Origin of the sequence: Streptomyces sp. OZ13 (assembly GCF_052068155.1) — a bacterium.
In the GTDB taxonomy this organism is placed as follows: domain Bacteria; phylum Actinomycetota; class Actinomycetes; order Streptomycetales; family Streptomycetaceae; genus Streptomyces.
The window spans coordinates 19107-44692 of record NZ_JBQHCZ010000021.1 but is presented as its reverse complement, the minus strand read 5'-3'; the positions used below and the strand labels follow the sequence as shown (position 1 = coordinate 44692).

General features: G+C 71.8%; 21 protein-coding genes and 1 riboswitch. Of the genes, 5 read left to right on the top strand and 16 right to left on the bottom strand.

All coding sequences use genetic code 11. The features are described 5' to 3' along the window. Positions 1 to 52: 52 nt before the first annotated feature. Entirely contained in the window at positions 53 to 1351 is a 1299-nt protein-coding gene (locus ACTMTU_RS32435; RefSeq protein ID WP_441267006.1) for a class I SAM-dependent methyltransferase, read from the bottom strand. A 288-nt stretch (positions 1352 to 1639) separates the two neighbouring features. Further along, positions 1640 to 3019 carry an NAD(P)/FAD-dependent oxidoreductase gene (locus ACTMTU_RS32430; RefSeq protein WP_441267005.1) on the bottom strand — a complete coding sequence of 460 codons (1380 nt, stop codon included), beginning with the start codon at positions 3017 to 3019 and terminating at the stop codon, positions 1640 to 1642. Between the two features lie 470 nt (positions 3020 to 3489). On the opposite strand from ACTMTU_RS32430, the gene ACTMTU_RS32425 reads away from it, so the two are divergent. Continuing rightward, complete coding sequence (locus ACTMTU_RS32425) at positions 3490 to 4293, top strand: VOC family protein (protein ID WP_441267004.1); 804 nt, start codon at positions 3490 to 3492, stop codon at positions 4291 to 4293. Positions 4294 to 4300: 7 nt separating this feature from the next. Here ACTMTU_RS32425 and ACTMTU_RS32420 read toward each other — a convergent pair whose 3' ends face one another. From ACTMTU_RS32420 to ACTMTU_RS32380, 9 genes are all read right to left on the bottom strand, one after another. Continuing rightward, a complete protein-coding gene (locus ACTMTU_RS32420; RefSeq protein ID WP_441267073.1) occupies positions 4301 to 5242 on the bottom strand; it encodes a Ppx/GppA phosphatase family protein in 942 nt (313 codons plus the stop codon). A 20-nt stretch (positions 5243 to 5262) separates the two neighbouring features. After that, a complete protein-coding gene (locus ACTMTU_RS32415) occupies positions 5263 to 5793 on the bottom strand; it encodes a DUF501 domain-containing protein (RefSeq protein ID WP_360045375.1) in 531 nt (176 codons plus the stop codon). Positions 5794 to 5812: 19 nt separating this feature from the next. Next, complete coding sequence (locus ACTMTU_RS32410; protein ID WP_441267003.1) at positions 5813 to 6295, bottom strand: FtsB family cell division protein; 483 nt, start codon at positions 6293 to 6295, stop codon at positions 5813 to 5815. Positions 6296 to 6420: 125 nt separating this feature from the next. Next, complete coding sequence (gene eno, locus ACTMTU_RS32405; protein WP_307706795.1) at positions 6421 to 7716, bottom strand: phosphopyruvate hydratase; 1296 nt, start codon at positions 7714 to 7716, stop codon at positions 6421 to 6423. Between the two features lie 311 nt (positions 7717 to 8027). Further along, positions 8028 to 8696 (bottom strand): transglycosylase family protein, encoded by a 669-nt coding sequence (locus ACTMTU_RS32400; protein WP_441267002.1) that lies wholly within the window; start codon positions 8694 to 8696, stop codon positions 8028 to 8030. Positions 8697 to 8700: 4 nt separating this feature from the next. Next, positions 8701 to 8838: riboswitch (cyclic di-AMP (ydaO/yuaA leader) on the bottom strand. 352 nt (positions 8839 to 9190) lie between these two features. After that, the gene (locus ACTMTU_RS32395; RefSeq protein ID WP_441267001.1) at positions 9191 to 10177 is read right to left on the bottom strand and encodes a transglycosylase family protein; all 987 of its coding nucleotides are present in this window, start codon (positions 10175 to 10177) and stop codon (positions 9191 to 9193) included. 141 nt (positions 10178 to 10318) lie between these two features. Continuing rightward, positions 10319 to 11572: a cytochrome P450 family protein gene (locus ACTMTU_RS32390; protein ID WP_441267000.1), complete on the bottom strand. Its 1254-nt coding sequence runs from the start codon at positions 11570 to 11572 to the stop codon at positions 10319 to 10321. Further along, a complete protein-coding gene (locus ACTMTU_RS32385; RefSeq protein WP_441266999.1) occupies positions 11569 to 12564 on the bottom strand; it encodes a nucleoside triphosphate pyrophosphohydrolase in 996 nt (331 codons plus the stop codon). Before ACTMTU_RS32385 ends, ACTMTU_RS32390 begins: the two co-directional genes overlap by 4 nt. Before the next feature lie 66 nt (positions 12565 to 12630). Then, positions 12631 to 13281, bottom strand: coding sequence for a SurA N-terminal domain-containing protein (locus ACTMTU_RS32380; RefSeq protein ID WP_441266998.1), 651 nt, complete (start codon positions 13279 to 13281; stop codon positions 12631 to 12633). A 317-nt stretch (positions 13282 to 13598) separates the two neighbouring features. Between ACTMTU_RS32380 and ACTMTU_RS32375 the strand changes: the two genes are divergently transcribed. Beyond that, the gene (locus ACTMTU_RS32375; protein WP_441266997.1) at positions 13599 to 14549 is read left to right on the top strand and encodes a glycosyltransferase family 2 protein; all 951 of its coding nucleotides are present in this window, start codon (positions 13599 to 13601) and stop codon (positions 14547 to 14549) included. Continuing rightward, positions 14546 to 15856 carry a polysialyltransferase family glycosyltransferase gene (locus tag ACTMTU_RS32370; protein WP_441266996.1) on the top strand — a complete coding sequence of 437 codons (1311 nt, stop codon included), beginning with the start codon at positions 14546 to 14548 and terminating at the stop codon, positions 15854 to 15856. The genes ACTMTU_RS32375 and ACTMTU_RS32370 overlap by 4 nt, the downstream gene beginning before the upstream one ends. 72 nt (positions 15857 to 15928) lie before the next feature. Here ACTMTU_RS32370 and ACTMTU_RS32365 read toward each other — a convergent pair whose 3' ends face one another. Together ACTMTU_RS32365 and ACTMTU_RS32360 are read right to left on the bottom strand one after the other, a co-directional pair. Then, positions 15929 to 16348, bottom strand: coding sequence for a GtrA family protein (locus tag ACTMTU_RS32365; RefSeq protein ID WP_441266995.1), 420 nt, complete (start codon positions 16346 to 16348; stop codon positions 15929 to 15931). Beyond that, complete coding sequence (locus ACTMTU_RS32360; RefSeq protein ID WP_441266994.1) at positions 16345 to 17334, bottom strand: glycosyltransferase family 2 protein; 990 nt, start codon at positions 17332 to 17334, stop codon at positions 16345 to 16347. The genes ACTMTU_RS32365 and ACTMTU_RS32360 overlap by 4 nt, the downstream gene beginning before the upstream one ends. Before the next feature lie 124 nt (positions 17335 to 17458). Here ACTMTU_RS32360 and ACTMTU_RS32355 point away from each other — a divergent pair, with 124 nt between their 5' ends. Together ACTMTU_RS32355 and ACTMTU_RS32350 are read left to right on the top strand one after the other, a co-directional pair. Continuing rightward, on the top strand, positions 17459 to 19972 hold the full coding sequence (locus tag ACTMTU_RS32355; protein ID WP_441266993.1) for a YfhO family protein: 2514 nt from the start codon (positions 17459 to 17461) through the stop codon (positions 19970 to 19972). Positions 19973 to 20021: 49 nt separating this feature from the next. Then, positions 20022 to 20924 (top strand): class I SAM-dependent methyltransferase, encoded by a 903-nt coding sequence (locus ACTMTU_RS32350; protein ID WP_441266992.1) that lies wholly within the window; start codon positions 20022 to 20024, stop codon positions 20922 to 20924. Positions 20925 to 20961: 37 nt separating this feature from the next. Here the strand turns inward: ACTMTU_RS32350 and ACTMTU_RS32345 are convergent, their stop codons facing one another. The 3 genes from ACTMTU_RS32345 to ACTMTU_RS32335 form a co-directional block, all read right to left on the bottom strand. Beyond that, positions 20962 to 22470 carry a serine/threonine-protein kinase gene (locus ACTMTU_RS32345; RefSeq protein ID WP_441266991.1) on the bottom strand — a complete coding sequence of 503 codons (1509 nt, stop codon included), beginning with the start codon at positions 22468 to 22470 and terminating at the stop codon, positions 20962 to 20964. Beyond that, positions 22467 to 23198, bottom strand: coding sequence for a hypothetical protein (locus ACTMTU_RS32340; protein ID WP_441266990.1), 732 nt, complete (start codon positions 23196 to 23198; stop codon positions 22467 to 22469). The genes ACTMTU_RS32345 and ACTMTU_RS32340 overlap by 4 nt, the downstream gene beginning before the upstream one ends. A gap of 100 nt (positions 23199 to 23298) precedes the next feature. Then, positions 23299 to 25329: an N-6 DNA methylase gene (locus ACTMTU_RS32335; RefSeq protein WP_441267072.1), complete on the bottom strand. Its 2031-nt coding sequence runs from the start codon at positions 25327 to 25329 to the stop codon at positions 23299 to 23301. Between the last annotated feature and the right edge of the window lie 257 nt (positions 25330 to 25586).

Genomic DNA, 25586 nt, shown 5'->3' with positions numbered 1-25586 from the left:
TGTGCACGCGCCCACGGGGCCCCGCGTCGTTCGTACGTCCGGCGGCGAGCGCTCAGCGCCAGTCGCGGCTCCGCAGCGGCACTCCCGAGCTGCCACTGTCGGGGGTCCGGACGGCGAGGATCTGATTGACGCCGATCCTGTTGCGCTCGAACGAGACCGCGGACGCGGCCATGTAGAGCCGCCACACCCGGGCCCGGCCGGCCGACGTGGATCGCGCGGCCTCGGGCCACGCCTTCTCGAGGTTGGCGACCCAGGCGCGCAGGGTGCGGGCGTAGTGCTCGCGGATGGCGTGGACGTCCCGGACCTCGAAGCCGGCGTCCTCCAGGGTGGCGACGGTACGGCCGAGGGGCGCGAGTTCGCCGTCGGGGAAGACGTAGCGGTCGATGAACTCGTCGACCTGGTAGGCCGATTCGTTCTTCTCGGGCCGGCGGGCGATCTGGTGGTTGAGCAGCCGGCCGCCCGGCACGAGGAGCGAGAACAGCTGGTCGGCGTATTCGCGGTAGCGGACGCGGCCGACGTGTTCCGCCATGCCGATGGACGAAATGGCGTCGTACGGACCGTCCCTGACGTCCCGGTAGTCCTGGACCCGGATCTCGATCCGGTCGGTGAGGCCCTCGTCGGCGATGCGCTTGCGGGCGTAGACGGCCTGCTCACGGGAGAGTGTCACGCCGGTGACCCGGGCGCCGTACTCGCGGGCGGCGTGGACGGCCATGGAACCCCAGCCGCAGCCCACGTCGAGGAGCCGGTCGCCCTCCTTCAGCCCGAGCTTGCGGCAGACCAGGTCGAGCTTGTCGCGCTGGGCCTCCTCCAGGGTGCCCGCCTCGTCCCAGTAGGCGCACGAGTAGACCATGGACGGCCCGAGCACGAGCTCGTAGAAATCGTTGCCGACGTCGTAGTGGTGACTGATGGCCTCCTTGTCGCGCCGCTTGGTGTGCAGCGGGCCGGTACGCCGGCGCACCTCCTCGAGGGGCGGGGGCGGCGGGGGCAGCGGCCCGCCGAGCCTCAGCAGGTCGAGGGCGGCCGCCCGCAGCCTCGGGTCCCGCGCGGCGCGCAGTGCACGTACGGCGCTGTGCCGCTCGCCGCCGCGCTCCCAGAAGATCCCGGCGAGCAGGTCGAGGGCCTCGTACAGGTCGCCGTCGACGTCGACCTCCCCGGCGACCCAGGCCCGTGCGAGCCCCAGCTCGCCCGGTCGCCACAACAGCCGCCGCAGGGCGCGCCGGTGGCGTACGACGAGGGTGGGCGCGCCCGGCGGTCCGGCTTCGCTGCCGTCCCAGGCGCGGATGCGGACCGGGAGCGGTGCCCCCAGCAGTTCCTCGGCGAGAGTGGTCAGCCGCAATGCGGCGTCGGCCATGGCGCACACCTCCGTGACGGTGGTTCCCACGAACGCCCCGCCGGCCCCGCACCGCGGGACCGCACGGTTCCATTCCTTCAACAACGTGACCACCATGTGTGCTTCCCCGCACTACGCAATGCACAGGCAAAAAGGCGGGAAACGGCACCTGGTCGGAGTCAGCCGCGCCCGCGGCCGGGCAGCGGCCCCCGGCGGCCGGGCAGGCGGAGCGCGCCGGAGGTCGGGGAACGCCGAAGGGGCCGCCCGCACCACGGATGGCGGGCGGCCCCTTCGGGGACAGCGGTACCGCTAGGAGGCCTTGGCCTTCTCGGCCTCCGGCTTGGCGGCGGCCGGAGCCGGCTTGGCGGCCTCGTAGAACTCCTCGCGGGGGCTCTCCATCGCGCCGAGGGAGACGACCTCGCGCTTGAGGAACATCGCCAGCGTCCAGTCGGCGAACACGCGGATCTTGCGGTTCCAGGTCGGCATGGCCATGCCGTGGTAGCCACGGTGCATGTACCAGGCGAGCCGCCCCTTGAGCTTGATCTTCATCTTGCCCATGACGATCATCGCGACGCCCTTGTGCAGGCCGAGACCGGCGACCGCACCCTTGTTCGCGTGCTCGTAGTCCTTCTGCGGGAAGCCGCGCATCCCGGAGATGACGTTGTCGCCGAGGACCTTGGCCTGGCGCAGCGCGTGCTGGGCGTTCGGCGGGCACCAGGCGTTCTCGACACCGGCCTTGCGGGCGGCCATGTCGGGGACCTGGGCGTTGTCGCCGGCGGCCCAGATGTAGTCGGTGCCCTGGACCTGGAGCTTCTCGCTGCAGTCCACGTGGCCGCGGGGGCCGAGCGGCAGGCCGTAGCGGGCCAGCGCCGGGTTCGGCTTCACACCGGCGGTCCACACGATGGTGTTGGAGTCGACCTCGAGGCCGTTCTTCAGCACCACGTGGCCGTCGACGCACGAGTCCATGGAGGTGGAGAGGTAGATCTCGACCCCACGGCCCTCGAGGTGCTCCTTGCCGTACTTGCCCAGCTTCGGGCCGACCTCGGGAAGGATCTTGTCGGCGGCGTCGACGAGGATGAAACGCATGTCCTCGCGCTTGACGTTGCTGTAGTACTTCGCAGCGTCACGGGCCAGGTCCTCGACCTCGCCTATGGTCTCGGCGCCGGCGAAGCCGCCGCCGACGAAGACGAAGGTCAGCGCCTTGCGGCGGACGTCCTCGTCGGTCGTCGAGTCGGCCTTGTCCAGCTGCTCGAGCACGTGGTTGCGCAGGCCGATGGCCTCTTCGATGCCCTTCATGCCGATGCCCTGCTCGGCGAGGCCGGGGATCGGGAAGGTACGGGAGATCGCGCCGAGGGCGATCACCAGGTAGTCGAAGGGCAGCTCGTACGCCTCGCCGACGAGCGGCGAGACCGTCGCGACCTTGCGGTCCTGGTCGATGGTCGTGACCCGACCGGTGAGAACCTCTGCCTTGGGCAGCACGCGTCGCAGCGGGACGACGACATGCCGAGGCGAGATGCTGCCGGCGGCAGCTTCGGGGAGGAAGGGCTGGTACGTCATGTACGACCGCGGGTCGACGACCGTGACGGTCGCCTCGCCGTAGCGCATCTTCTTGAGAATGCGCCGAGCTGCGTACAGGCCTACGTACCCACCGCCTACAACGAGGATCCTGGGACGCTCCGTGGTGCTCATGCCATCGAGTATCCACCCCCCTCGGAGGGGGCGCTCGTGAGCCCCTTCACAAGGTGTTGGCTCCACTCTGCTACACTCCGCCGCCCACGTGACCCAGGTCATGGTTCCCAGGGGGAACCACAGGGTGCCGGGGGACGTTGATCACCCCTCTGAGCTGGCCCCTAGGGCTGCGGGGCCGCTGGACCGCCGCTCCTTTGGCTCTGGGGGCGCGGTCGGCCGCCCGCCTTCGAATGTGCCCGTCCGGGCCCAACAGGCGGGCACAAAGGGCCTTGAGGAGCCTCTACGGGCGTGTCAGGACGCTTTTCCTTGTGAAGAACTTCACGAACTTTCTCGCGAGCACCCCTCCAGGCCGGTCCGGCAGGCCCTTCCGGGGGCGGCCGGAGCGTCGTCGGGCGGGCGCCCACGCTCGGTGCCAGGCTGAGGCGCGGACCCCGGGAGAGACCGGGGAAGTCCCGGAGAAAGGGAATGGCGTGATCACCACTGACTTCGTGCCCGGCTCCCCCTGCTGGCTCGACCTCGGCGCCCCCGACATCGACGCGGCGGCCGCCTTCTACGGCGCCGTGTTCGGCTGGCAGGCCCAGGCGTTCGACCAGGAGGCGAGCAGCTACAAGTCGTTCCGGCTCGACGGCAAGGTGGTGGGAGCGGTCGGGCAGCTCACCGAGGAAGGCGCCCGCCCGGCCTGGACGGTCTACTTCCACACTCCCACCGACATCGACTCCACCGTCAAGGCGGTCGAGCAGGCCGGCGGCTCGGTGCGCACCCCGCCCTCCGAGGTGTCGGACGAAGGACGGTTCGCCCAGCTCACCGACCCGCAGGGCGCCCAGTTCGCGGTCTGGCAGCCGGGCTCGTACCCGGGGATCCAACTGGCCGACGCCCCCGGCAGCCTCGGCTGGGTGGAGCTCTACACCACCGACTCGACCGCCGCGCAAACCTTCTACGGCACCGTCTTCGGCTGGTCCGGCCAGGACATGGAGCTCCCCGGCGACGGCGGCACGTACACGATGGTCACGCCGAAGGACCAGCCGGCCGAGCGGATGTTCGGCGGCATCATGGCCGTCCCCCAGATGTTCTCCTCGGGCGAGAACCGGCCCTACTGGCACCCCGTCTTCGGCACCGCGGACTGCGACGCCACGGTCGCCCTCGTGCGGGAGAAGGGCGGCTCGGTCTCGATGGGCCCCGAGGACGCGGAGGGCGTGGGCCGGCTCGCGGTGTGCAACGACCCGGCCGGGGCGGAGTTCGTCGTGCTCACCCCGTCCCCGATCCCGACCTTCTGACGCGGACTCAGCCGGTGGTCCCGGCGGCGACGCTGTACGCGATGCCGTCGAGGATGTCGTGTTCGCTGACGACCACCTCGCGGGCCCCGGTCCGCCGCATGACCGTGAGCAGGACGAGCGCCCCGGCCGCGATCACGTCGACGCGGCCGGGGTGCATCACGCCGATCGCCGCGCGCTCGTCGTGCGTCGAGTTCAGCAGCATGGTGGTGACCTCCTCGACCTGCTCGTAGGAGATCCGCGAGTGGTGGATGGCCTCGGAGTCGTACTCCTCGAGGCCGAGCGCGATGCCCGCGACCGTGGTCACGGAGCCGGCGAGCCCGACCAGGGTGTGCGCCTGCCGGATGGGCACGGTCTTCTCGACGTCGTCGATCGCCGCCTCGATGTCCGCGGTGATCGCGGCGATCTGCTCCGGCGTCGCCGGACTGCTCGGCGCGTGCCGTTCGGTCATCCGTACGCAGCCGATGTCGACGGACCGGGCGGCCCGGGCGTGCTCCTCGCCCACCACGAACTCGGTGGAGCCGCCGCCGATGTCGACGACCAGATAGGGACGGTCGACGTCGGAGCGGCCGTCGAGCGAGTTCGTGGCGCCGGTGAAGGAGAACTCGGCCTCCTGGTCACCGGTGATCACCTCCGGCTCCACGCCGAGGATGTCGAGCACGCCGGCGACGAACTCGTCGCGGTTCTCCGCGTCGCGCGACGCGGACGTGGCGACGAAGCGGACGCGGCGGGCGCCGTGCTCCTCGATGACGGCGGCGTACTCACGGCAGGCGTCGAACGTCCGCTTCAGCGCCTCCGGGGCGAGCCGGCCGGTGCGGTCGACGTCCTGGCCCAGCCGGACGATGGTCATCCGGCGGTCGAGGTCGACGAGCTTCCCGGTGGCCGGGTCGACGTCCGCGACCAGGAGCCGGATGGAATTGGTGCCGCAGTCGATTGCGGCGACGCGGGTCATGTCGGCGGTCTCCTCGGTGATCAGGCTTCGGGCGTCACGCAGGGCGACACGCACGGACCCTTGGCCCACCACTCCGGCAGCATCGCGATCGCCTCGTCGCCCAGCGGGTTGACGCCGGGGCCGGCCGCCAGCGAGTGGCCGACCAGCACGTGCAGGCACTTCACCCGGTCCGGCATGCCGCCGGCACTGGGGAAGCCCTCCAGCACCTCGATGGCGTCACGGCGCCGGATGTAGTCCTCGTGGGCCGCCCGGTAGGCGGCGGCGAGTTCGGGATCGGTCGCCAGGCGCTCGGTCATCTCCTTCATGACGCCGTTCGCCTCGAGCGTGCCGATCGCGGAAGCCGCCCGCGGGCACGTCAGGTAGTACAGCGTCGGGAAGGGGGTGCCGTCGGGGAGCCGCGGGGCGGTCTCGACGACGTCGGGCTGCCCGCAGGGGCAGCGGTGCGCGATCGCGCGCAGACCGCGCGGGGGCCGGCCGAGCTGCTCCTTGAACGCGGCGATGTCCGCGTCGGTGGGCTCGGTGGGTTCGGTGGTGGGAGGAGGTGTTTCCATGCCTGCCTTGTTCGCTGACTTAACCGTGCTGCGGGCCGTCGGCGCTGTCCACGCCGTTCCATACGTTCGAGTACCAGGGCCGGTCGGCCGCACCGCCCTCTTCCTGCTGCTGCTCGGCGGCCTCCGGATCGATCATGGTGTATCCGGTCTCCCCGGGCAGGACGTAGTGCAGGTGCTCGCGCGCCAGCCGCCGGATGTACATGTCGTCCTCGAGACGCGCCTTCTCGTCCTTGAGCTGCTCGACGCTCTTACGGGCCTCGTCCATCAGCCGTTCCTGCTCGGCGATCTCGGCCCGCTGCGAGACGTACTGGCGCATCGGGTAGGCGAGTGCGACGACGAGCGAGCAGACGACGAGGGCGAGGAAGGCCGCGCGTCCGGTGAGGCGGGAGCGGCGGGCCTGGCGGCGGTTCTGGGACCGGTAGACACGGGCGGCGGTCTGCTCGCCGAGCAGCCGCAGCCTGGTCGCGGTGGAGAACCGGTCCGCGTCCGGCGTGCGTGCCATTCCTCTCGCCTCCCCTTCACACGCGTACGTCCCCGGACACGGTACGGGACCGCGGCCGGGGACGTACGGACGACAGGGCGTCAGGCGGTGATCGTCGGGACGATCAGCCCTCGTACCTGCTGCGCCTACTGGTCCGCGAAGCGGAACCGCGGGAACGCGCTGCGGCCCGCGTACACCGCCGCGTCGTCGAGGATCTCCTCGATGCGCAGCAGCTGGTTGTACTTGGCGACGCGCTCGGAGCGGGCCGGGGCGCCGGTCTTGATCTGGCCGCAGTTGGTGGCGACGGCCAGGTCTGCGATGGTGACGTCCTCGGTCTCGCCGGAGCGGTGGGACATCATGCACTTGAAGCCGTTGCGCTGGGCGAGCTCGACGGCGTCGAGGGTCTCGGTCAGCGAACCGATCTGGTTGACCTTCACGAGCAGGGCGTTCGCGGCGTTCTCCTCGATGCCGCGGGCCAGGCGCTCCGGGTTGGTGACGAACAGGTCGTCGCCGACGAGCTGCACCTTGGCGCCGAGCTTCTCGGTGATGGCCTGCCAGCCGGCCCAGTCGTCCTCGAACAGCGGGTCCTCGATGGAGACCAGCGGGTAGGAGTCGACGAGCTCCGCGTAGTACTCGGTCATCTCGGCGGCCGAGCGGGACTTGCCCTCGAACTCGTACGAGCCGTCCTTGTAGAACTCGGACGCGGCGACGTCGAGCGCGAGCGCGATGTCCTTGCCCGGGGCGTAACCGGCCTCCTTGATGGCCTCGAGGATGAGGTCCAGGGCGGCGCGGTTGGAGTCGAGGTTCGGCGCGAAGCCGCCCTCGTCGCCGAGACCGGTGGACAGGCCCTTCTGCTTCAGGACCTTCTTGAGGGTGTGGTAGACCTCGGTGCCCCAGCGAAGGGCCTCGGAGAAGGACTCGGCGCCGATCGGCGCGATCATGAACTCCTGGATGTCCACGTTGGAGTCGGCGTGCGAGCCGCCGTTCAGGATGTTCATCATCGGAACGGGCAGCAGGTGCGCGTTCGGGCCGCCCAGGTAGCGGAAGAGCGGCAGGTCCGAGGCCTCGGAGGCGGCGTGCGCCACGGCGAGGGAGACGCCGAGGATGGCGTTGGCGCCGAGGGAGGACTTGTCCGGGGTGGCGTCCAGGTCGAACATCGCCTGGTCGATCAGCCGCTGCTCGGTGGCGTCGTAACCGACGAGCTCCGGGCCGATCTGCTCGATGACGGCGAGGACGGCCTTCTCGACACCCTTGCCCTGGTAGCGGTTCTGGTCACCGTCGCGAAGCTCGAGAGCCTCGAACGCACCGGTGGAGGCGCCGGACGGAACTGCAGCACGACCCGTGCTGCCGTCGTCGAGGCCAACCTCGACCTCGACCGTGGGGTTACCTCGGGAGTCCAGGATTTCCCGGGCTACGACGACGTCGATGGACGGCACGAGCATCTCCTTCTGGGATGTGACGCGAGAAAAAGTGCAGAGGTCTGCTTGGCCTTGCGGCAAGAGCCTAACCGCCTCGGGGGCAAAGGCCGGCCGATGCCCGCCCCCTGGGACGAAAAAGGGCATCAAGACCCTTGGGACGGGGCAAACAGGGCGGTATCTACCTGTGGGTAACCGGCATTCGGGCCCTGGCCCTCGACGGACCGAACCCCGGCCCGGCGCGTTCGGGGGAAGGTGCGCCGGACCGGGGTGCTCGGATCCCGTTCGGAAGACGGGTGGCCTCCCACGACCGCCGGACCGTGGGAGGAAGGGGTGGGTCAGCTCAGGTGGAGCTGCTGACCCGGGTGGATCACGTCGGCGTCCTCGACAATGTCCTTGTTCAGCTCGAAGAGCTTCTCCCAGCCGCCCTTGACCTTCTCGGCCTCGGCGATGGTGCTCAGGGTGTCGCCGGCCTTGACCTTGTACTCGCCGTCGCCCTTCTTGAAGGACTTGGCCTCGGCAGCGGCGTTCTTCGCCGGGGCCTCGGCGCGCTCGGAGCGCGTGGTGGGGGCCTCGGCGCGCTCCTGGGCCGGCTCGGTGGGCTCGGCCTCGGCGGAGCCGGCGTCGTTGGCAGCGTTGGACAGGCCGACGCCACAGCTCGGCCAGGCGCCCTTGCCCTGGCCGGCCAGGACCTTCTCGGCTATCTCGATCTGCTGGGACTTGGACGCCTGGTCGGCGGTCGCGGCGTACGCGGTGCCGCCGTACGCGGCCCAAGTCGAGGTGGAGAACTGCAGGCCGCCGTAGTAGCCGTTGCCGGTGTTGATGGACCAGTCGCCGCCGGACTCGCACTGGGCGACGGCGTCCCACTCGGCCGTGGTGGCGGCGGAGGCGGTGCCCGCACCGAGCAGCGGCGCGGCGACGGCCGCACCGGTGATGCCGACGAAGGCGGCGATACGGGTCGTCCTGGAAGCGCGGCGGTGCTTGGCGTTGCCGGAAGAACGCAGCATGGAGCTATCTCCTCACCGACGCCTGCGAGGTGAGCTGTCGGGTTCGGGCCTGTGAGTTGCCCGGCCGCACGTCACTGACGCGCGGTCTTCACCCCCAGCCGGTTCCGTTCCGCCGGTCTCCACGGTCCGGCCGACCTCGACGTACGGTCGGCCTCTCGCGATCTCGGCTCACGGGCCCGGCACTTACCTGGGTCCCCCGCTCCTGCCTTCGGCGCTCTGAGCGACGACTGTTCCCCCCGACCGACGGCAGGATTCGGCGTATCGGTCGACGGTGCCCGCGATGGCGAACGGTTCAGACGGTAGACACACGACTCCCCGATGTTCAAAGTCGAACATCGGGGAGAAATCGCCCGAACCGGCCACCTATGAGTGTCCGTTTTCGCAGGTGAGGGGCGGAGTGGGCGAATTCGCAGGGGGATTTGCCGCAGTTGCAGCAAAGAGACCCTTGTCTCACTCGCACACAACGGACATAAGCCCGCGAAACGCTACGCGAACTAGACCCGGTTCAGGCCGAGATCGAGGCTCTGACCGGGCAGGATGAGGTCCGGGTCGGCCCCGACGGTCTCCTCGTTCGCCTCGTAGAGCGCCGGCCAACCGCCGGGCACGTCCTTCTCGGCGGCGATGTCGCACAGGTTGTCGCCGGGCTGAACCGTGTAGGCGTCGGGGCGGGTTGCCTCGTCGACACCATTACGACCTGAACTTTCACCACGTGAGGCATGACGGCCACTTTCGCGACCCTCTTCCGCATTGCCCGTTTCCGCCTCGTCGTCGGCGGGAGCGCCGCGGTGCTTGCCGCCGCCGCTCGTCGCCTCGTCGGAGGGAGCAGCGTCCGTGACGCCGTCGGACGCGTCGGGAGCATCCGGAGCCGTGGTGGTCCCGTCCGTGGAGTCCGGCGCGTCACCGGCGTCACGGGACGGCGCGGACGCGTCCGCGCCGTCCGGCGCTCCGGTCCCGCCCGGACCGCCGGAAGAGTCCTCGAGGGTCCCGCTGTCCGTGGCGTCGGCCGGCGTGTCCGTGCCGGAGGCGTCCTCGGACGGCTCAGCGGCCGGCGCTTCGCTCTGCTGCGGCAGCGGCAGGATGCCGGGATCGACGCCGGTGTCCGTGCCGTCGTCGACGAGCCCCGCGAGCGGCCCGCACGCGGGCCACGCCTGCGGGCCCTCGGCGGCGAGCACCTTCTCTGCGACCGCTATCTGCTGCGAGCGGCTGGCGAGGTCGGCGCTCGGCGCGTACGCGGTGCCGCCGTACGCGGCCCAGACCTCCTCGGAGAACTGGAGTCCGCCGTAGAAGCCGTTGCCGAAGTCGGCGCTCCAGGCGCCGCCGCTCTCGCACTCCGCGACGCGATCCCACGTGCTCGCGTCCGCGGCCGAGGCCGAGCCCGCGCCGAGCAGCGGAATGGCGATGGCCGAACCGGTCACCCCTGCCGCGACGATGAGGGCCGGAGCCTGGCGGGGTCGGCGGTGTCGTCCGTTCCCGGAGAGCATGCGGTTGCCTTTCGCGTGACAGCTGGGAAACCTGCGGCCTGCTGTTGCGTGCCGAGTCGACGGTGAACGTAGCCGTATTCGAACGCGAGTCACAAGTCGATGCAGCGGAGATCACGTGAAAGTCACAGAATTGACGCGGCGTCAGTTCGTTTCAGGTGTGAACTCAACGGGCAGAGTGCGCAATCCACGCATGATGAGTCCCCCACGCCACCGCAAATCGGCCGGATCTCCCGCAAGCCGCAAGTCAGGCATTCTGCGGAGCAGCGTGGCGAGCGCGGTCTGCCCCTCGAGCCGGGCGAGCGGCGCGCCGAGGCAGTAATGGATGCCGTGCCCGTACCCCAGATGCTGGTTGTCACGCCGGGACAGGTCGAGCGTGTCCGGCGCGTCGAAGCGTTCGGGGTCGCGGTCGGCGGCCGCGAGCACGACGAGGACCGGGTCGCCGGCAGCGATCCGCTGCCCGCCGACGGTGAGCGGTTCGGTGGCGAACCGCCAAGTCGCGAGCTCCACCGGGCCGTCGTAGCGCAGCAGTTCCTCGACGCCGGTGGCGAGCAGCTCGCTCTCGCCCGCGGCGAGCGACGCCTGGAGGCGCTCGCGCTGGCCGGGGTTGCGCAGCAGCGCGTACACACCGTTGCCGATGAGGTTCACGGTGGTCTCGAAGCCGGCGAAGAGCAGGATGAAGGCCATCGCCGCGGCCTCGTTCTCGGTGAGGTGCTCACCGTGGTCGGACGCCTTGATGAGCCCCGAGATGAGGTCGTCCCCCGGTTCCTCCCGCTTACGGTGGATCAACTCCGCGAGGTATCCGCGCATCTTCTTCACCGAGCGGGCGACGCCGCCGCGCGGACCGCCCCCGTGGCGGATCATCATTCCCGCCCAGTCACGGAAGTCGTCCTGGTCCTCGCGCGGGACGCCGAGCATGTCGCAGATGGCGTAGATGGGCAGCGGGAAGGCGAACTCGTGGATCAGGTCCGCCTCCCCCTTCGCCGCGAAGGAGTCGATGAGCCGGTCCGTCAGCTCCTGCACCCGCGGCGCGAACTCGGCCACACGGCGCGGGGTGAACGCCTTGGAGACCAGCCGGCGCAGCCGGGTGTGGTCCGGCGGGTCGATGTTCAGCAGATGCGTCATCAGCTCCGCCTTGCGCTCGCCCGGGATGCCCGTCTTCCCCTTGGCGTGCGCCGGTTCGTCGTGATGCGCGGGATTCTTCGAGAGCCGCTGGTCGGCGAGGGCCTGCTTGGCGTCGGCGTACCGGGTGACCAGCCATGCCTCCACTCCGCTGGGCAACCGGGTCCGGTGCACCGGCGAGTGCTCGCGCAGCCAGGCGTAGGCGGGGTAGGGATCGGTCGCGAACTCCCAGGTGAAGAGTTCGGGAGCGGCGTTCCGGTCGGTCGGGTCGTTCACCCCTCGACGTTACCGGGGTGGCCCTCCGCCGCGCGGATCGCGTCCCGGTACGCGCGGGCCGCGGCACGCAGCGCGGCCTCGGGGTCGACGCCCGCCGCCTCCGCGCGCACGGCGAGGGCGAGCAGCTCGTAGCCGACGCCCTGTCCGGCGGGGAGGGGGACGTCGAGGCCGGCCGTACGGACCCTGGAAGCGAGCTTCGCCGCCAGCGCGAGGCCCGGCTGGCCGAGCGGGACACCGTCGGTCACCGACGCACGCTGCTTCTCGATCGCCTTGGTGCGCAGCCAGTGCGCCTTGACCTCCTCGGGCGTCGAGGCGGTCTCCTCCCCGAAGACATGGGGATGGCGGTGGATCAGCTTCTCGACGATCGTGCCCGCCACGTCGTCGATCGAGAACGGCTCGTCCTCTTCCCCGGGGCCACCCTCCTCGGCGATCCGCGCGTGGAAGACGACCTGGAGCAGTACGTCCCCCAGTTCCTCGCGCAGCTCGTCGCGGTCACCGTCCTCGATGGCCTCGACGAGCTCGTACGCCTCCTCGATGCCGTACTTGGCCAGGCCCTTGTGGGTCTGCTGCGAGGACCAGGGGCACTCGCGGCGGATGCGGTCCATGACCTCGACGAGGTCGAGCAGTCGTGCTCCGGGCAGGTCGTACGCACCGGGCAGCAGCTCCAGGTCCGGCATCGCCACCCGGCCGGACCCGCCGAGGCGGGCGAGACCGTCGGTCAGCGCCGGCTCGCCCTCGCCGGAGGCCAGTACGACGACCGTGCGGCCTCCCGCGCAGGCGTCCACGAGCTCCTGCGCGCTCGGCGCGGCATGCTCCACGGTCACACCGGCCTCACGCAGGTACGACAGCTGCCGGTGGTACGGGTCCGCGCACAGCACCCGGTCCGCGGCGTGCAGCGTCCGCCACGCGGGCCAGGACAGCAGTCCGGGCGCGACGCGGTGGCTGGCGGTGAGCAGGACGATACGGCCGACGGCGGGTGCTTCGGTGGTCACACCCCGAACCTACCTCCCGCCGCGAGGGTCTTTCGTTCGGATCCGGCCTGATCCGAACGAGAGGCCCTACGCGCCCGCCTCGACGGGCTGTGCCTCCCGCGAGACCTGGGTGATCCAGGGCGCCTTGTAGGTCCCGAGCTCCAGCTTCGCGTCGTCCCAGGCGCCGTAGCGGGGGTTCACATCGATGTCGAGGTCCTTCGCGGCGGCGGTGAAGGCCTCGTTCAGCAGCTGCTGGCCCTCCGGGCTGTTCGCCGCGCCGATCGCGGTGGCGATCTTGCCGACCAGGATGTCGCGGCGCACCGCGTTCTCGACCTGGTCGGGGGCGACGCCGCGCTGCTGGAGATACATGGCGGCGAGCTGCTCCTCACCGCCGGACTGCTCCGCTAGCTCGTCCCGCCCGTCCTGGATCTCCTTGCGGCTGACGCTCACCCCGGCGTCCTCCGCGGCCTTCGCGACCACCCGGTCGACGATCAGGTCGTACAGCTTGGCCCGGCCGAGCTGTCCGCTGTCCTTGATCAGCTGCGCGGACTGCGGCGAGGCCTGCTGCGCGTCGCGTACGTCCTGGACCTTCGCCTGGACGGTGGACACCTCGATCCGCTGCCCGCCGACGACGGCGGCGGTCCCGGGGTGCGCGTCGTTGCCGCAGGCGGCGAGGAGCGGCGCGGCGGCTAGGAGCGCGGCGGAGACGGTGAGCGCGGTGCGACGACGGCGGTGCAAAGGGGCCTCCCGGCATGATTGTGCTTCGGTGCACAAGGCCTTGCGGTGATCGATGTTAGGCACTGGGAGTGGCGTGGGCCACTGATTCGCCAAACGATTCGGCGGGAGCCGGGATGCGGGCGGGGCTCCCTCTCCCCCCACGGCGGTCACCGGCCCGGCGGACGCGCCTCGCCCGACGGTCCGGAACGGGCCCCCGGGGCCGCTCTCCGCTCGCTGCCGGGAGCCCTCGCGTACCTCCCCCGACGCTCATCCGGCGTTCACCTTCCGCTCACGCCGGCGTCAGAGGCCGCTCCATCGGCCGCCCGTACCCTCGCCCGGTGACCACGCTCTCTGTCATCGTCCCCTGCTACAACGTCTCCGCGTACATAGCCGATACGGTGGCCGGCCTGGTGAACAACGCCCGGGACGACTTCGAGTTCATCTTCGTCGAGGACCGCTCGACGGACGACACCTTCGAAGCCCTCACCGCGCTCACCCGACGCCTGCCGAACAGCGCCGTCGTCCGCCACGAGGAGAACCGGGGACTCGCGTCGGCGCGCAACACCGGCATCGACCGGGCCGACGGCCGCCTGATCACCTTCCTCGACGGCGACGACTGGCTCGGGCGAGGTCACCTGGCGGCGCTCGTCGACGTGATCGACCGGCTCGGCGTGGACTTCGTACGCACCGACCATGTACAGGTGACCGGCTCTCAGCGGACCCTCCAGCGCGCGCCGGAGGGCCGGCGGGACACGCCGCTGGACCCGCGCTCGTCGATCCTGCCGGTCGGCGACTCGAGCATGGTCGACTACCCGTACGCCTGGGCCGGCGTCTACGACGCCTCCCTCCTCGACCGGGGCATGCTGCGGTTCACGGACGGACTGCGCACCGCGGAGGACCGGCCCTGGATCTGGCAACTGCACCGGCACGCCGAGTCCTACGCGGTGGCCTCGCTGCACCAGATCTTCTACCGGCGGGGCGTCGCGAGTTCGCTCACCCAGATCGGCGACGTACGGCAGCTGGACTTCGTGAAGGCGTTCGACCAGGTACTGGCCGAACTCGCCGACGACCCGCAGGCGGACCTCCTGATGCCGAAGGCGGTCCGCGGCTACTGCGTCGTCATCGCCCATCAGCTCCGCGACCGGCAGCGCTTCAGCCGTTCCGTCGCCCGTGAGCTCAAGGCCCTCACCGGCGGGGCCCTGCGGCGCATTCCGGGTGCCGAGCTGGAGCGGGCACTCGCCGGGCTCGACGACGAACGGCGCACCATCATCAGAAAGGCCGCCGCATGACCGTCCAGATCTTCTGCGCCGCCACCCAGTACGCGGCGGCCACCGTCACGGCCGCCATCCGCTCCGGCCTGTTCGGTCCGCGGTCGGAGCACCGCCGGATCCTGGTGGTCAGTGACACCTCGGCCGTTCCCGAACTGGGTACACCGCTGGACCGGATGTCCGGTTTCGAGGCGCTGCGCCCCGAGTTCGACGAGGTCCGCTCCTGGAACGCGACGATCCGCCCGCACCACCCGGCCGGCTGGTCCCCCCGGGCCCAGGACGTCCTGCTGTGGGAGAGGAGCCTGCGGCTCGCCTGGGGGCTGGGCGACGACAAGGTCGAGATCGCCTGCGAGTCGATCCAGGCCAACCCGTCGCGGGCGATCGCGGCGATCTTCGCGGACAGTCCGCTCCATGTGTACGCGGACGGGCTGATGAGCTACGGCCCCACCCGCAACCAGATCCCGCTGCCGATGAGCAGCCGCATCAGCCGTCTGATCCATCTGGACCTGGTGCCGGGCCTGAGGCCGATGCTGCTGTCCGAGTACGGGGTCGAGCCGGTCGCCGTGCCCGACGCGGAGTTCCGCGCCGTGCTCGCCGAGGTCGGTTCGGCCGCGGAGACCGGTCCGGAGCGTCCCACCGCGCTGCTGCTCGGCCAGTACCTCTCCGCGCTGGAGCTGATCAGCCGGGACGAGGAGGAGGAACTGCACCTCGGCATGATCCGCGGGGCCGCGGCCCTCGGACACCGTGTCATCACCTTCAAGCCGCATCCCAGCGCCCCCGCGGACTCCACGCGCGCCCTGGAGGAGCTCGGGTCCGGGCTCGGCCTCGACCTGCACATCCTGCGGACGCCCGTGCTCGCGGAGACGCTCTACGAACGGGCCCGCCCGGAACTGGTCGTGGGGTGCTTCTCCACCGCGATGATCACGGCTGCGGCCTTCTACGGCATCCCCGCCGCCCGGGTGGGCACCGAACTGCTGCTGGAGCGCATCGCCCCCTACCAGAACAGCAACCGCGTCCCGCTGACCATCGTCGACGCCCTCGTTCCCGACCTGACCGACATCGAACGGGCGGGCCGGCCGGTGGACCTCACCGCCGATGTCGGCGGCCTGGTCCGCGCGGTCGGGTACTGCATGCAGTCCGCGTCCCACCCGGGGCTGCGGGAAGAGGCGGTGTCCTTCCTTTCCGCGCTGCCCGAGGAAAAGCTGACCCGCTACTTCAAGCGGCGCAGGCTGACCAGCCTGGGCCTGCCGGGCGCCACGCCGCCCGGGCGGGGCGAGGCGCTGCGCCGGAACCCGGTGCTGCGCAAGGTGGCGCGCCGGATGCGCTGAGCCGCCCGAGCCGTACATGTCCGTGCCCCCGCGATCCTGGATCGGCGGGGGCACGGACCTGTTCTGCGCTCGTCAGCGGACCGTGACCTGCTCCGGTTCCGCGTCCGGCCGGACCGGGGAGCGGTCCGGGCCGAGCATGATGAACCGCGACAGGACGAACGTCAGCGGGATGGCCGCGGCCGCCGCGAGCAGCGGCGCGTAGGTGCTGCCGAAGTGCAGCACGTCGACGAGGAGGTACACCCCGCCGGTCGTCACCACGAAGTTCGCCGCGTTGGTGAGCGGGAACAGCAGGAACTTCCGCCACGTCGGCCGGGTGCGGTACGTGAAGTACGAGGTCAGGAAGAACGACCCGACCATGGACAGCAGGAAGGCGACGACGTGGGCCGCCACGTACGGCAGGACCGTGAGCAGGGCCAGGTACAGGCCGTAGTACGTCCCGGTGTTCACCAGCCCGACCAGGCCGAACCTGACGAGCTGGCCCCGTACCGTCATTTCCCTACCAGTTCCCCCGCGCGCCTGTTCCCGTCACCGTCCCGCCGGCCGTCCTCCTGTCGGGGAAGGCCGGCGTTGGTCGCCTTCACCAGGAAGTGCGGCCGCCGCTTCACCTCGTAGTAGATGCGTCCGACGTACTCGCCGACCACACCCAGCATCAGCATCTGCACGCCGGCGAGCGCGATGACCGCCACGAGCAGGGTGACATATCCGGGGGTGTCCACGCCGTTCGCCAGGGCGACACCGACGATCCAGGCGGCATACACCATCGCGACGGCGAGCAGCAGCATTCCCAGATAGATCGCGGCCCGCAACGGTTTGTTGTTGAAGGACAGCAGCCCGTCGAGACCGTAATTGAGGAGCTTTCCGAAGCTCCATTTGGAGCGGCCCTGCTCGCGCACCGCGTTCTCGTACTCGAATGTCGTGGTGCGGAATCCGACCCAGGCGAAAATGCCCTTGGAGAAACGGTTGTACTCGGTCAGCTCCAGCACCGCGTCGACGGTGCGCCGTGACAGCAGTCGGAAATCGCCGACGCCGTCCACGAGTTGCACGTCGACCAGCCGGTTGATCAGCCAGTAGTAGGCGCGCGCCGTGACCGTGCGGGATACCCGGTCGCCCTTGCGGGTGCGCTTGGCGATGACCTGGTCGAAGCCCTCCTCGTACAGCTGGAGCATCCGGCGCACGAGCTCCGGCGGATGCTGGAGGTCGGCGTCCATGATGACGACCGCGTCCCCCTCGGCGTGCCGGAGGCCGGCGAGCATCGCCGCCTCCTTGCCGAAGTTGCGGCTGAAGGAGACGTAACGGGTACGGGAGTCGGCCTCGGCGATCCCCTGAAGGAGATCGAGCGTCCGGTCCTGACTTCCGTCGTCCACGTAGACCAGCTCGAATTCCTGCCCGAGCAGGTCAAGTTCGGCGGTCACATGGTCATGGAAGCGGCCGATGATCTCCTCTTCGTTGAAGCACGGGACAACTATCGAGATCAGCACCAGAGAACAACATCCGTCCTGAATGTCGCAGACGGGGTCACGACATGGCGCACAGGCGACCTTTCGGTGAACTGGTCGTCCCTCAAGGTGATTTCACGATCACTACTGGCATATTCGACACATCATGTGGACTCTGCCCTCCGCGCGCGGCCGTGCTGCCGGTCTCGCCGCGCTCATCACCGCCGGCACCGTGTGCGCCGGTGACGCCGTCGCCCGCAGCTTTCCCTTCGGGCCGCACACGCGCAGTGTGAACGACCTCGGCAACCAGTTCGTCCCGTTCCACACCCGGCTGTGGGACCTGCTGCACGGGCGCGCGGACGGCGGAGTGCTGCTCAACTGGCAGTCCGGGTACGGCACCAGCTTCCTGCCCGACCTCGGCACCTACCTGGCGAGCCCGTTCTCGGTGCTCGTCGGGCTGTTCCCTCGCGACGAGATCGACCTGGCCGTCTACGTGGTCACCCTCCTCAAGATGGCGGCGGCCGCGGCGGCCATGACCTGGCTGCTCACGGCGATCCACCGGGGCACGGACCGAAGATGGGCGGCCGCCGTCCTCGGCGCCTCGTACGCCCTGTGCGGCTGGTCGGTCGTCGAGGCCTCGTACAACCCGATGTGGCTGGACGGCCTGATCGCCTTCCCGCTGCTGTGTCTCGTCGGCGAATGGGCCCGCCGTCGCAGGAGGCCCGTGCTGGGCCCCGTGATCGTCGCGCTGGCGTGGACCGCGAACTTCTACACCGCCTACATGGCGACCCTGGGCGCCGCACTGGTCCTCCTCCTGCGGCTGCTCCTGGAGGAGCCGGAGCGCCGGGAGCGGATACGGGCCCTGCTCCGCGCGGTGCGGACCGTGCTGCTCGGCACAGCGCTCGCGGCGCCCGTGCTCGTCCCCGTCTTCCTCGGCACCCGGCACGCCTATCCCGGATGGAAGCGGGAGTTCGCGGCGGCCTCCTGGGCGGACGCGTCCGCACGTCTGCTGCCCGCCACCTACAGCTTCTTCACCCCTGCGCTGTTCCTCGGCACGGGCGCGCTGCTGCTGGCCTGCGCGCTGGCCTTCCACCGCGCGGTGCCCGGACGCGAACGGCTGGCCTGGGCGGGCCTGGTGGCGGCGGTGGCGCTGTCGCTTCAATGGGCCCCCACGCATCTGCTGTGGCACGCCTTCGCGACGCCCAACGGCAGCCCCTACCGGCAGACCTTCGTGCTCGCCGGTGTGATCGTCATCGCGGCGTGGACCACCGTCGCCCGTGCCTGGCCCGGCCGGCGGGCCCTGCTCGGCGGTGGCGCCCTGCTCCTCGCGATCGCCGCCGCCGCGTCCTGGAGCCCCCTGGTCACCCGGTGGACGTACCCGCTGTTCGCCGCCGGGCTGCTCGCCGTCGTGGGCGGGCTGCTGCTCGCCCGCCGCGGCGGGCGAGCAGTACCGCTCGCCGCCGTCCTGCTGATCGGCGCCCTGGCGGGCCAGGCCGCGGCGACCACCGCCTACGCGGACCGCCAGCGCCTGAACCGCCTCGACGACTACGCGCCCTGGGGAACGCGCCAGCAGGTGCAGGCGGACGCCGTCCATGAGGCCGACGGGTGGCCCCGTTACCGCACGGACCCCGGCCGCGAGCAGACCACCGCCAACGACCCGATGGCCGTCGGCGGCCAGGGCGCCGCCTACTACAGCAGCCACACGCCCGCCGTGCTGACGCGCACGTTCCTCGCCCTCGGGAGCGGCTGGACCTCGGGCGGCCGTGCGATGCACAGTCTCGACAACCCCGTCACCGACGCGGTCTTCTCCGTCGGGGCCCGCGTCCACGTGCCCCGCGACCCGCACCAGGGCTGGACCAGGCCCGACGGCAGGCCCACGACGGTGACCCGGCAGGAGGTCCCGCCACTGGTGACCGTGCGGCCGGTCCTCCCGGACGGCCTGCGCCTCGGCCGCTCCCCGTACCGCAACCAGGAGAAGCTGCTCGGCTCGGCCGTCTACACGGTGCCCGCGACCCGGCTGCGCACCGATGCGGGGGCGGCCGTCCCCGACCAGGACCGCTTCGACCACCGGCTGGCGCCCGGCCGCTACACCCTGACGGCCCGCTGCCCCGCCGGCAGCGAGCTCTTCCTGTGGGCGCCGGACCTGTTCGGCACGGCCCGTGCCGGGGCGGGCGAGCTCGTCGACTTCCGCGGCGAACTCCCGGGACGGCGCGCCGCGATGGCCGGCCTCGGACGGACCGGCGACGGGCAGGTGACCGTGTCCCTGCGGGCCGCGCGGGCCGGGACCCTGCCCCACGAGGCGCTCGGCTGTCTCGACCGGCAACGGCTGGCGGCCGCGGTCGAGCGGCTGCGGAGCACCGGCGCGGTGTCCGTCGACGTCGGCGGCAGCGGTGTCCGCGCCGAACTCCCCGCCGGTCCGGGCGGAACGGCCGTGCTCGCGGCGCCCCGGATCGCGGGCTGGAGCTGCGGGGGCCGGCCGGCGGACTCGTACCTGGGCCTGGTGGCGACGCCCGTGGCCGCCGGGCAGACGTCCGTGGAGTGCACGTTCCGGCCACCGGGGCTGCGCGCGGGCACGCTCGCGGCCGTGGCCGGCCTGATCGGGCTGATCGTCGTCGGCCCCGGCCGCCCGATGCTTTCCCGCTCGCGTCGCCGGGGGGACACCAAGACTTCATCTGCCTAGCACTGGAGCTTGGTGGGCCCGGGGGTTGTTCACGCGTACGTTCCCGGGCATGCCCATTCTCCGCAACCGTCTGACGAAGCGCGCCCTGCGTCCCGCCCTCACCCTGCTCGACCAGCGTGTGAGACGTGGCGTGCAGCCCGACCTCGACACCTTGCGGCGGGAGGTGGCCGAGATGCGGCGGCAGCAGTACGCGGTGGGGTTGCTGCTCGACGGCACGGGCAGAGGCGCGCACCGCATCCCGCCCGCCGCGGAGATCGACCGGCTGGTGCACGAGGTGGGGGACGTCAGCGGCCGCGGCGAGCACGCCCGGCGCAGTGTCGTCGTCGCCTTCCGCACGGTGGTCGCGCTGGAGGCGCTCGGGGTGGGGCGGCTGGCGGGCTCCACGTCCAACATCTGCGGCAAGCTCGCGACCGTTCCGCTGCTCTCCCCGCCGAACGGCAACATCCTCGAGATCGGCACCCTGTACGGGCTGTTCGCCTCCGCCCTGGTGCGCATGGTGCACCGGGCGGGCATCGAGCCGGACCTGACGATCGTCGACCCGCTGGCCGGCTCACAGCTCCAGCCGGGGACCTCGCAGCCCGCCGACCCGACCGGGACCCCGGTGCGCGAGGACGTCGTACGCGCGAACCTGGCGCTGGGCGGCAGCCGTTCGGCCCTCCAGGCCCGTATCCAGCAGGGCTTCTCGTCCGACCCCGAGGTCCGTGAGGCCGTCTCCGACCGGGAGTACGGGGTGATCGTCGTGGACGGCGACCACTCCATGGAGGGTGTCGCCGCCGACCTCGAATGGGTCGAGGAGATCATCGCCCCGGGCGGGATCGTGGTCCTCGACGACTACGGCGACAAGGCCTGGCCCGGTGTCCAGGAGGCACTGGACAAGCATCTGGCCGCCGGCACGTCCCGGCTGCGGATGCTGGGGCGGGTGTCCACCTCTGCGTTCCTGCGGGCGGACTGAGCCGGCGCCGGCCGCCGAAACCTGTCCGGCCCGCCCGTCAGCCCATGCGGAACTGCTGCTGGCGCTCCAGCGCCCGCCGCACCTCGGCCGGCAGGGGATGGTAGGGGCCGTACGCGCGCTCCGCGTCGTACAGCAGCGACTGGAACTGCTGGTGCGCCGCCGTGTGATCGCCCACCGCGAGCAGCAGGTGACCGATGCGGTGGCGCACCTGGAGCGCGCGGTCCGGCTCCGAACTCTCGTAGTACGGCAGGACCGCGCGGTACTCGGCCACCGCGGCGGCCGCCTCGCCGAGCTGCTCCAGGCAGTGGGCCGCGTCGTAGCGGTACTGCAGCGTCTGGGAGTCCGACGGGCCGGCCTCCGCCGTCCTGTCGTCGGCGAGGCGGCGCAGCTCGGGCAGGGCCCGGCGGTACTGGCCGTCGTCCATCAGGGTCGCCGCGTACTGCTTGCGCAGGATGCGGACGACGGGTGAGTGCTCGCCGTGCTCGGCCGCCGCGGCCGGGAGGATGCCGCCCAGGATGTCGACGGCCTGGGTGATGCCGCCCTCGCCGAGGAGACGCTTGACCTCGTCGACGGCGGCCGCGACATCGGGCCTCGGCGCAGGCGCCACCGGCGGCGCGGCGGGGGCCGGCACGGCACCCGCCCGGTCCGGCCAGGGGGCGTGCGGGCGCAGGAAGGGGCGCGTCGGGTCGAGCGGCCCACGGGGCTCGCCGCGTTGCGGCAGCAGGGGGGCCAGCGCCTCGTACACCTCCTGCGCGCCGGAAGGACGGTGCTGCGGGTCCTTGGCGAGAAGGCGCAGCACGAGGGCCTCCAGCGGCTCGGGGACCTCGGGCCGCAGCTGCCGGACCGGCAGCGGCGGCTCGTGGAGGTGCCGGTGCAGCACGCCGAGGGCCGTGGAGCCGGCGAAGGGGACATTGCCGCTGAGGAGTTCGTGCAGCAGGACGCCCAGCGCGTACAGGTCCGTGTACGGGCCGACGGCGCCGCCCATCGCCTGTTCGGGGGCCATGTAGGCGGGGCTGCCGATCGGCGAGCCGGTGTGGGTGAGCCGGGTGGTGTCCGTGTCGATGACGGAGGCCACGCCGAGGTCGAGGACGGTGAGCGTGCCGTCGGGCTTCACCATCACGTTGCGGGGCTTGAGGTCGCGGTGGACGATCGGCACGGCGTGCACCGCGCCGAGCACCGCGCACAGCTGCGCGGCGACGCCGACGGCCCACTCCCACGGATACGGGTCGTGCTCCGCGAGGTGGTCGGCCAGGTCGGCGCCCTCGACGTACTGCATCACGAGGTACAGGTCGTCGCCGTCGCTGCCGGCGTCGTGCACGGTGACCAGGCCGGGGTGGCACACCTGGGCCGTCACCCGGCACTCGCGCACGAAGCGCCGGCGCATCTCGTCGGCCGCGGTCGCCGCGGCCATGTGGTCGGGGCGCAGCAGTTTGACGGCGACGCGGCGGTCGAGACGTCCGTCGTAGGCGGTCCACACCTGGCCCATGCCGCCTTGGCCGACGAGCGCGGACAGTTCGTAACGGCCCCCGACGACCCGTCCGTTCACTTGCCCTCCTCCTTGCGGAGCAGGTCGCTGAGCTCGTCGAGCTCGGCGCGGACCTGGTCGATGCGTGGCGTGGCCGCTCCTCCGGTTCCTGCCGGGGCCGCCGGCCGTCCGGCGGCCCCGGACGGGGCGGCGGGCGGGAACACCGGTGGCGGCGTGGACGGGGACGTGGGCGGCCGCACGGGAGCGGCCGGCGCCGCCGGCGCGGGCGGGTAGCCGTACGCCGGGGCAGGGACGGCGGGCGCGCCCGTGGCGGGCGGGTAGCCGTACGCCGGGGCCGGCGGCTGCGCCCCGTAGGGTCCGGGACGCGCACCCGCGACCGGCGGGCCGTAGGGCGAGCCGGCGACGGCGGGCGGCCAGCCGGGGTGGGGCTCCTGGTAGTGCCGTATCTCGGCGACCAGATAGTGCGTCGGCACCCCGATGGCGAGCCCGAACAACACGCCCAGGCAGACGAAGTCGAGCGCCGTCGGATCCTCGTCCGCGACGGGCGTGGTGCCCGTGGTGCTGAACTCGCCGATGACCACGAAGACCATGACGGTGAGGGCCAGCGACAGCCAGAACAGCACCCAGTCCGACCGGCGCCGGCGCACCACGGCGAGCCGGAGCATCGCCGCCCAGGCGAGGAACCCCACGCTCAGCAGCGCGAGCGCGACGAAGACGATGCGCAGGACCACGAGCACCGCTGTCGGTGGGCGCGTGGGCTGCGGCGGCGCATAGCCGTGGCCGTGCATTCTTGTGCTCCTGATGCCTGGGGACGAGGCGTAGGGGACCGAGCGTATACACCGACACCGACAAGGGGTCACGGGTTGCACGGAACGGTCGTCCTCTTCGTCACTCCGGCCGGAGGCTGCCGTCCGTCAATCCGTCGTACATGCCCTGGACGAGCCGCTCGCCGAGGCGGCCCGCGAGGCGGAGCGCGTCCTCGAACGCGGCGAGGGTGCGGAACCGCTCCCCGTAGCGCCGCTGCTCCTCGAGCGGCAGGCGCGGCAGTTGGAGGCGGCGGACGTCGAGGCGGGTCGCGGTGGAGGCGTAACTGCTGGCCTGGCGCTGGTTGGCGCTGCCGCGCAGGAAGCCGGCGAGGAACCAGGGGTCGAGCGTTTCCGGGTCGGGGCGCAGCAGTTGGAGGTTGCGCCCGAGGGCCGCGCCCTCGGTGGCCTCGTCCACGACGCGGACGATCGTGCCGGTGCCGAGCACGGGAACGACGACGTCGCCCGCCTCGAGGCGCACCGGCTCCTCGTCCGGTCCGTCCGGAAGCGTGCCCGTGGGGGGCTTGCCCGACAGGACGTCCTGCTCGGTGAGGACCGCCACGTCCTCGCCCGGTGCGCCGCCGCCGGTCCCTCCGGCGTGCATGACGAGCGCGCCGGCCCGCGCCAGTTCGCCCACGGTGGTGGCCGGCCGGTGGACGGGCGCGGCGGCCGGGGACACCGGCGGGGACGGTGGCGGCGTGAGCTCACCGGTGCGGCGCAGAGTCTGTGTCAGGCGTTCGCGTACGGCGTCCAGTCCGGCGGCGCCGCCATCGGCGGCCGGGGGCGGCAGATGGCGGGCGGGGGCCAGGTCCACGTCGTCGTCGAGCAGTTCGATGACCGGGACGCACCGGCTCACGCCGGGGGTCTCGGTCACGGATCCCTGCCGCTCGAACGGCTGCCAGGCATCGAGCACCGCGGCGCGGATGGCCTGCCAGTCGAGCCGGTCGCGGCCCGCCGCTGCCGGCTCCGCGGTGGCGGTGTCGACCAGCAGCAGTTCCGGTGACGGGCGTTCGGCGGGGCCGGGCCTGCGCAGCACCCACAGGTGGAGCGGGATGCCGTAGGGGGGCGCGGCCCCCGCCGGGAGGGCGACGACGGCCCGCAGTGCGCCGCGGCGCAGCAGTCCGGCGCGGACGCGGCGCCCGGACCGGCGGGAGGCGGCGGCCGGGGGCATCAGCAGTACGGCGGTGCCGCCGGGGCGCAGCCGGGCGAGCGCGTGCTGCACCCAGGCCAGTTCGGACTCGGTGCGGGCGGGCAGGCCGTACTCCCACCTCGGGTCGTAGGCCAGTTCGTCGTGGCCCCAGTTGCGCTCGTTGAAGGGCGGATGGCACAGGACGGCGTCCGCGGCGAGCTCCGGGAACGCGTCCGCCCGCAGCGCGTCGCCTGCCGCTGCCCGTACGTCGGCGTCCGTGTGCAGGGCGAGACGCAGGGCGGTGAGCGCGGCCAGGTCGGGGTCGGCCTCCTGGGCGTGGAGCGCCCCGGGGCGGTCGACGGCGCGCAGGAGGGTGCCGGTGCCGGAGGCGGGGTCGAGGACGGTCGCAGCGGGCCCGATCAACGCTGCCATCAGCGCGGCCGGTTCGGCCGGCGTGAGCGTGTACTGGCGGGGGTTGGCGTCGAGGTGCCGCCCGAGCAGGAACTCGAAGGCCTGACGGGCACCGGTCTCCGCGGCGAGCGCGGCGGCGCCCCGCAGCAGCGGCACGGAGGGCGCGAGCTCTTCGGGGAGCGGCGTCCCTACGGCCCGCGGGGCGCCGAAGCGGAAGGTCAGCACCTCTTCGAGCGCGCCGGGCAGCACCTCCGCCAGGCGGGCGTCGGACACGGCGGCGAGAGCGGGCCAGCCGGACGGCCGGTGATGGACGAGGAGAAGTGCGCAACCGGCGTGGACCAGGGCGGTGACGGCGCCGGCGGGGTGGGCGGACAGCTGCTGCCAGACCCGTTCACGGAGGGGCACCTCGGCCAGTTTCCCCTGGTCGCGCAGCCAGCGCTCGACGTCGGCGAGGGCGAAGGAGGGGCTGGTCTCCGTCCCTCCGACGGGCTTGGGAAAATCGGCGTGCCGGCGGCGCCAGTTGCTCACGGCGGCTCGACCGACGCCCGCGAGCCTGGCGATCTCGGCCGCGGTCACCTCTGCCGCGGTCACCTCGGCTGACGTCACCTCTGCTGCCGTCCCGTCTGCTGCGGTCACCTCTGCTGCGTTGTCCGGCACCCGGCTGTCTCCCCCGTCACAGTTCCGCTTGCTGTGTCGGCACTGTACTCGGGTTCACTGTCACAGGGCGCTTCACACGACGAGATTTAAAAACAGACCCTTTCCTTGTTGACTCGGTTCACAGGCTCTGCTGTTATTGACCCATGCAGAACGGGCCACGGAAGATCGGGCCCGCC

Excerpts from the sequence above, each read along its gene's own strand:
- ACTMTU_RS32365 (WP_441266995.1), bottom strand. The coding sequence starts at position 16,348 with ATGACGGTACGGGGCCAGCTCGTCAGGTTCGGCCTGGTCGGGCTGGTG.
- ACTMTU_RS32340 (WP_441266990.1), bottom strand. The coding sequence starts at position 23,198 with ATGCACGGCCACGGCTATGCGCCGCCGCAGCCCACGCGCCCACCGACA.
- ACTMTU_RS32400 (WP_441267002.1), bottom strand. The coding sequence starts at position 8,696 with ATGCTGCGTTCTTCCGGCAACGCCAAGCACCGCCGCGCTTCCAGGACG.
- ACTMTU_RS32415 (WP_360045375.1), bottom strand. The coding sequence starts at position 5,793 with ATGGAAACACCTCCTCCCACCACCGAACCCACCGAGCCCACCGACGCG.
- ACTMTU_RS32435 (WP_441267006.1), bottom strand. The coding sequence starts at position 1,351 with ATGGCCGACGCCGCATTGCGGCTGACCACTCTCGCCGAGGAACTGCTG.
- ACTMTU_RS32395 (WP_441267001.1), bottom strand. The coding sequence starts at position 10,177 with ATGCTCTCCGGGAACGGACGACACCGCCGACCCCGCCAGGCTCCGGCC.
- ACTMTU_RS32430 (WP_441267005.1), bottom strand. The coding sequence starts at position 3,019 with ATGAGCACCACGGAGCGTCCCAGGATCCTCGTTGTAGGCGGTGGGTAC.
- ACTMTU_RS32410 (WP_441267003.1), bottom strand. The coding sequence starts at position 6,295 with ATGGCACGCACGCCGGACGCGGACCGGTTCTCCACCGCGACCAGGCTG.
- ACTMTU_RS32355 (WP_441266993.1), top strand. The coding sequence starts at position 17,459 with ATGTGGACTCTGCCCTCCGCGCGCGGCCGTGCTGCCGGTCTCGCCGCG.
- ACTMTU_RS32420 (WP_441267073.1), bottom strand. The coding sequence starts at position 5,242 with ATGACCCGCGTCGCCGCAATCGACTGCGGCACCAATTCCATCCGGCTC.
- eno (WP_307706795.1), bottom strand. The coding sequence starts at position 7,716 with ATGCTCGTGCCGTCCATCGACGTCGTCGTAGCCCGGGAAATCCTGGAC.
- ACTMTU_RS32350 (WP_441266992.1), top strand. The coding sequence starts at position 20,022 with ATGCCCATTCTCCGCAACCGTCTGACGAAGCGCGCCCTGCGTCCCGCC.
- ACTMTU_RS32370 (WP_441266996.1), top strand. The coding sequence starts at position 14,546 with ATGACCGTCCAGATCTTCTGCGCCGCCACCCAGTACGCGGCGGCCACC.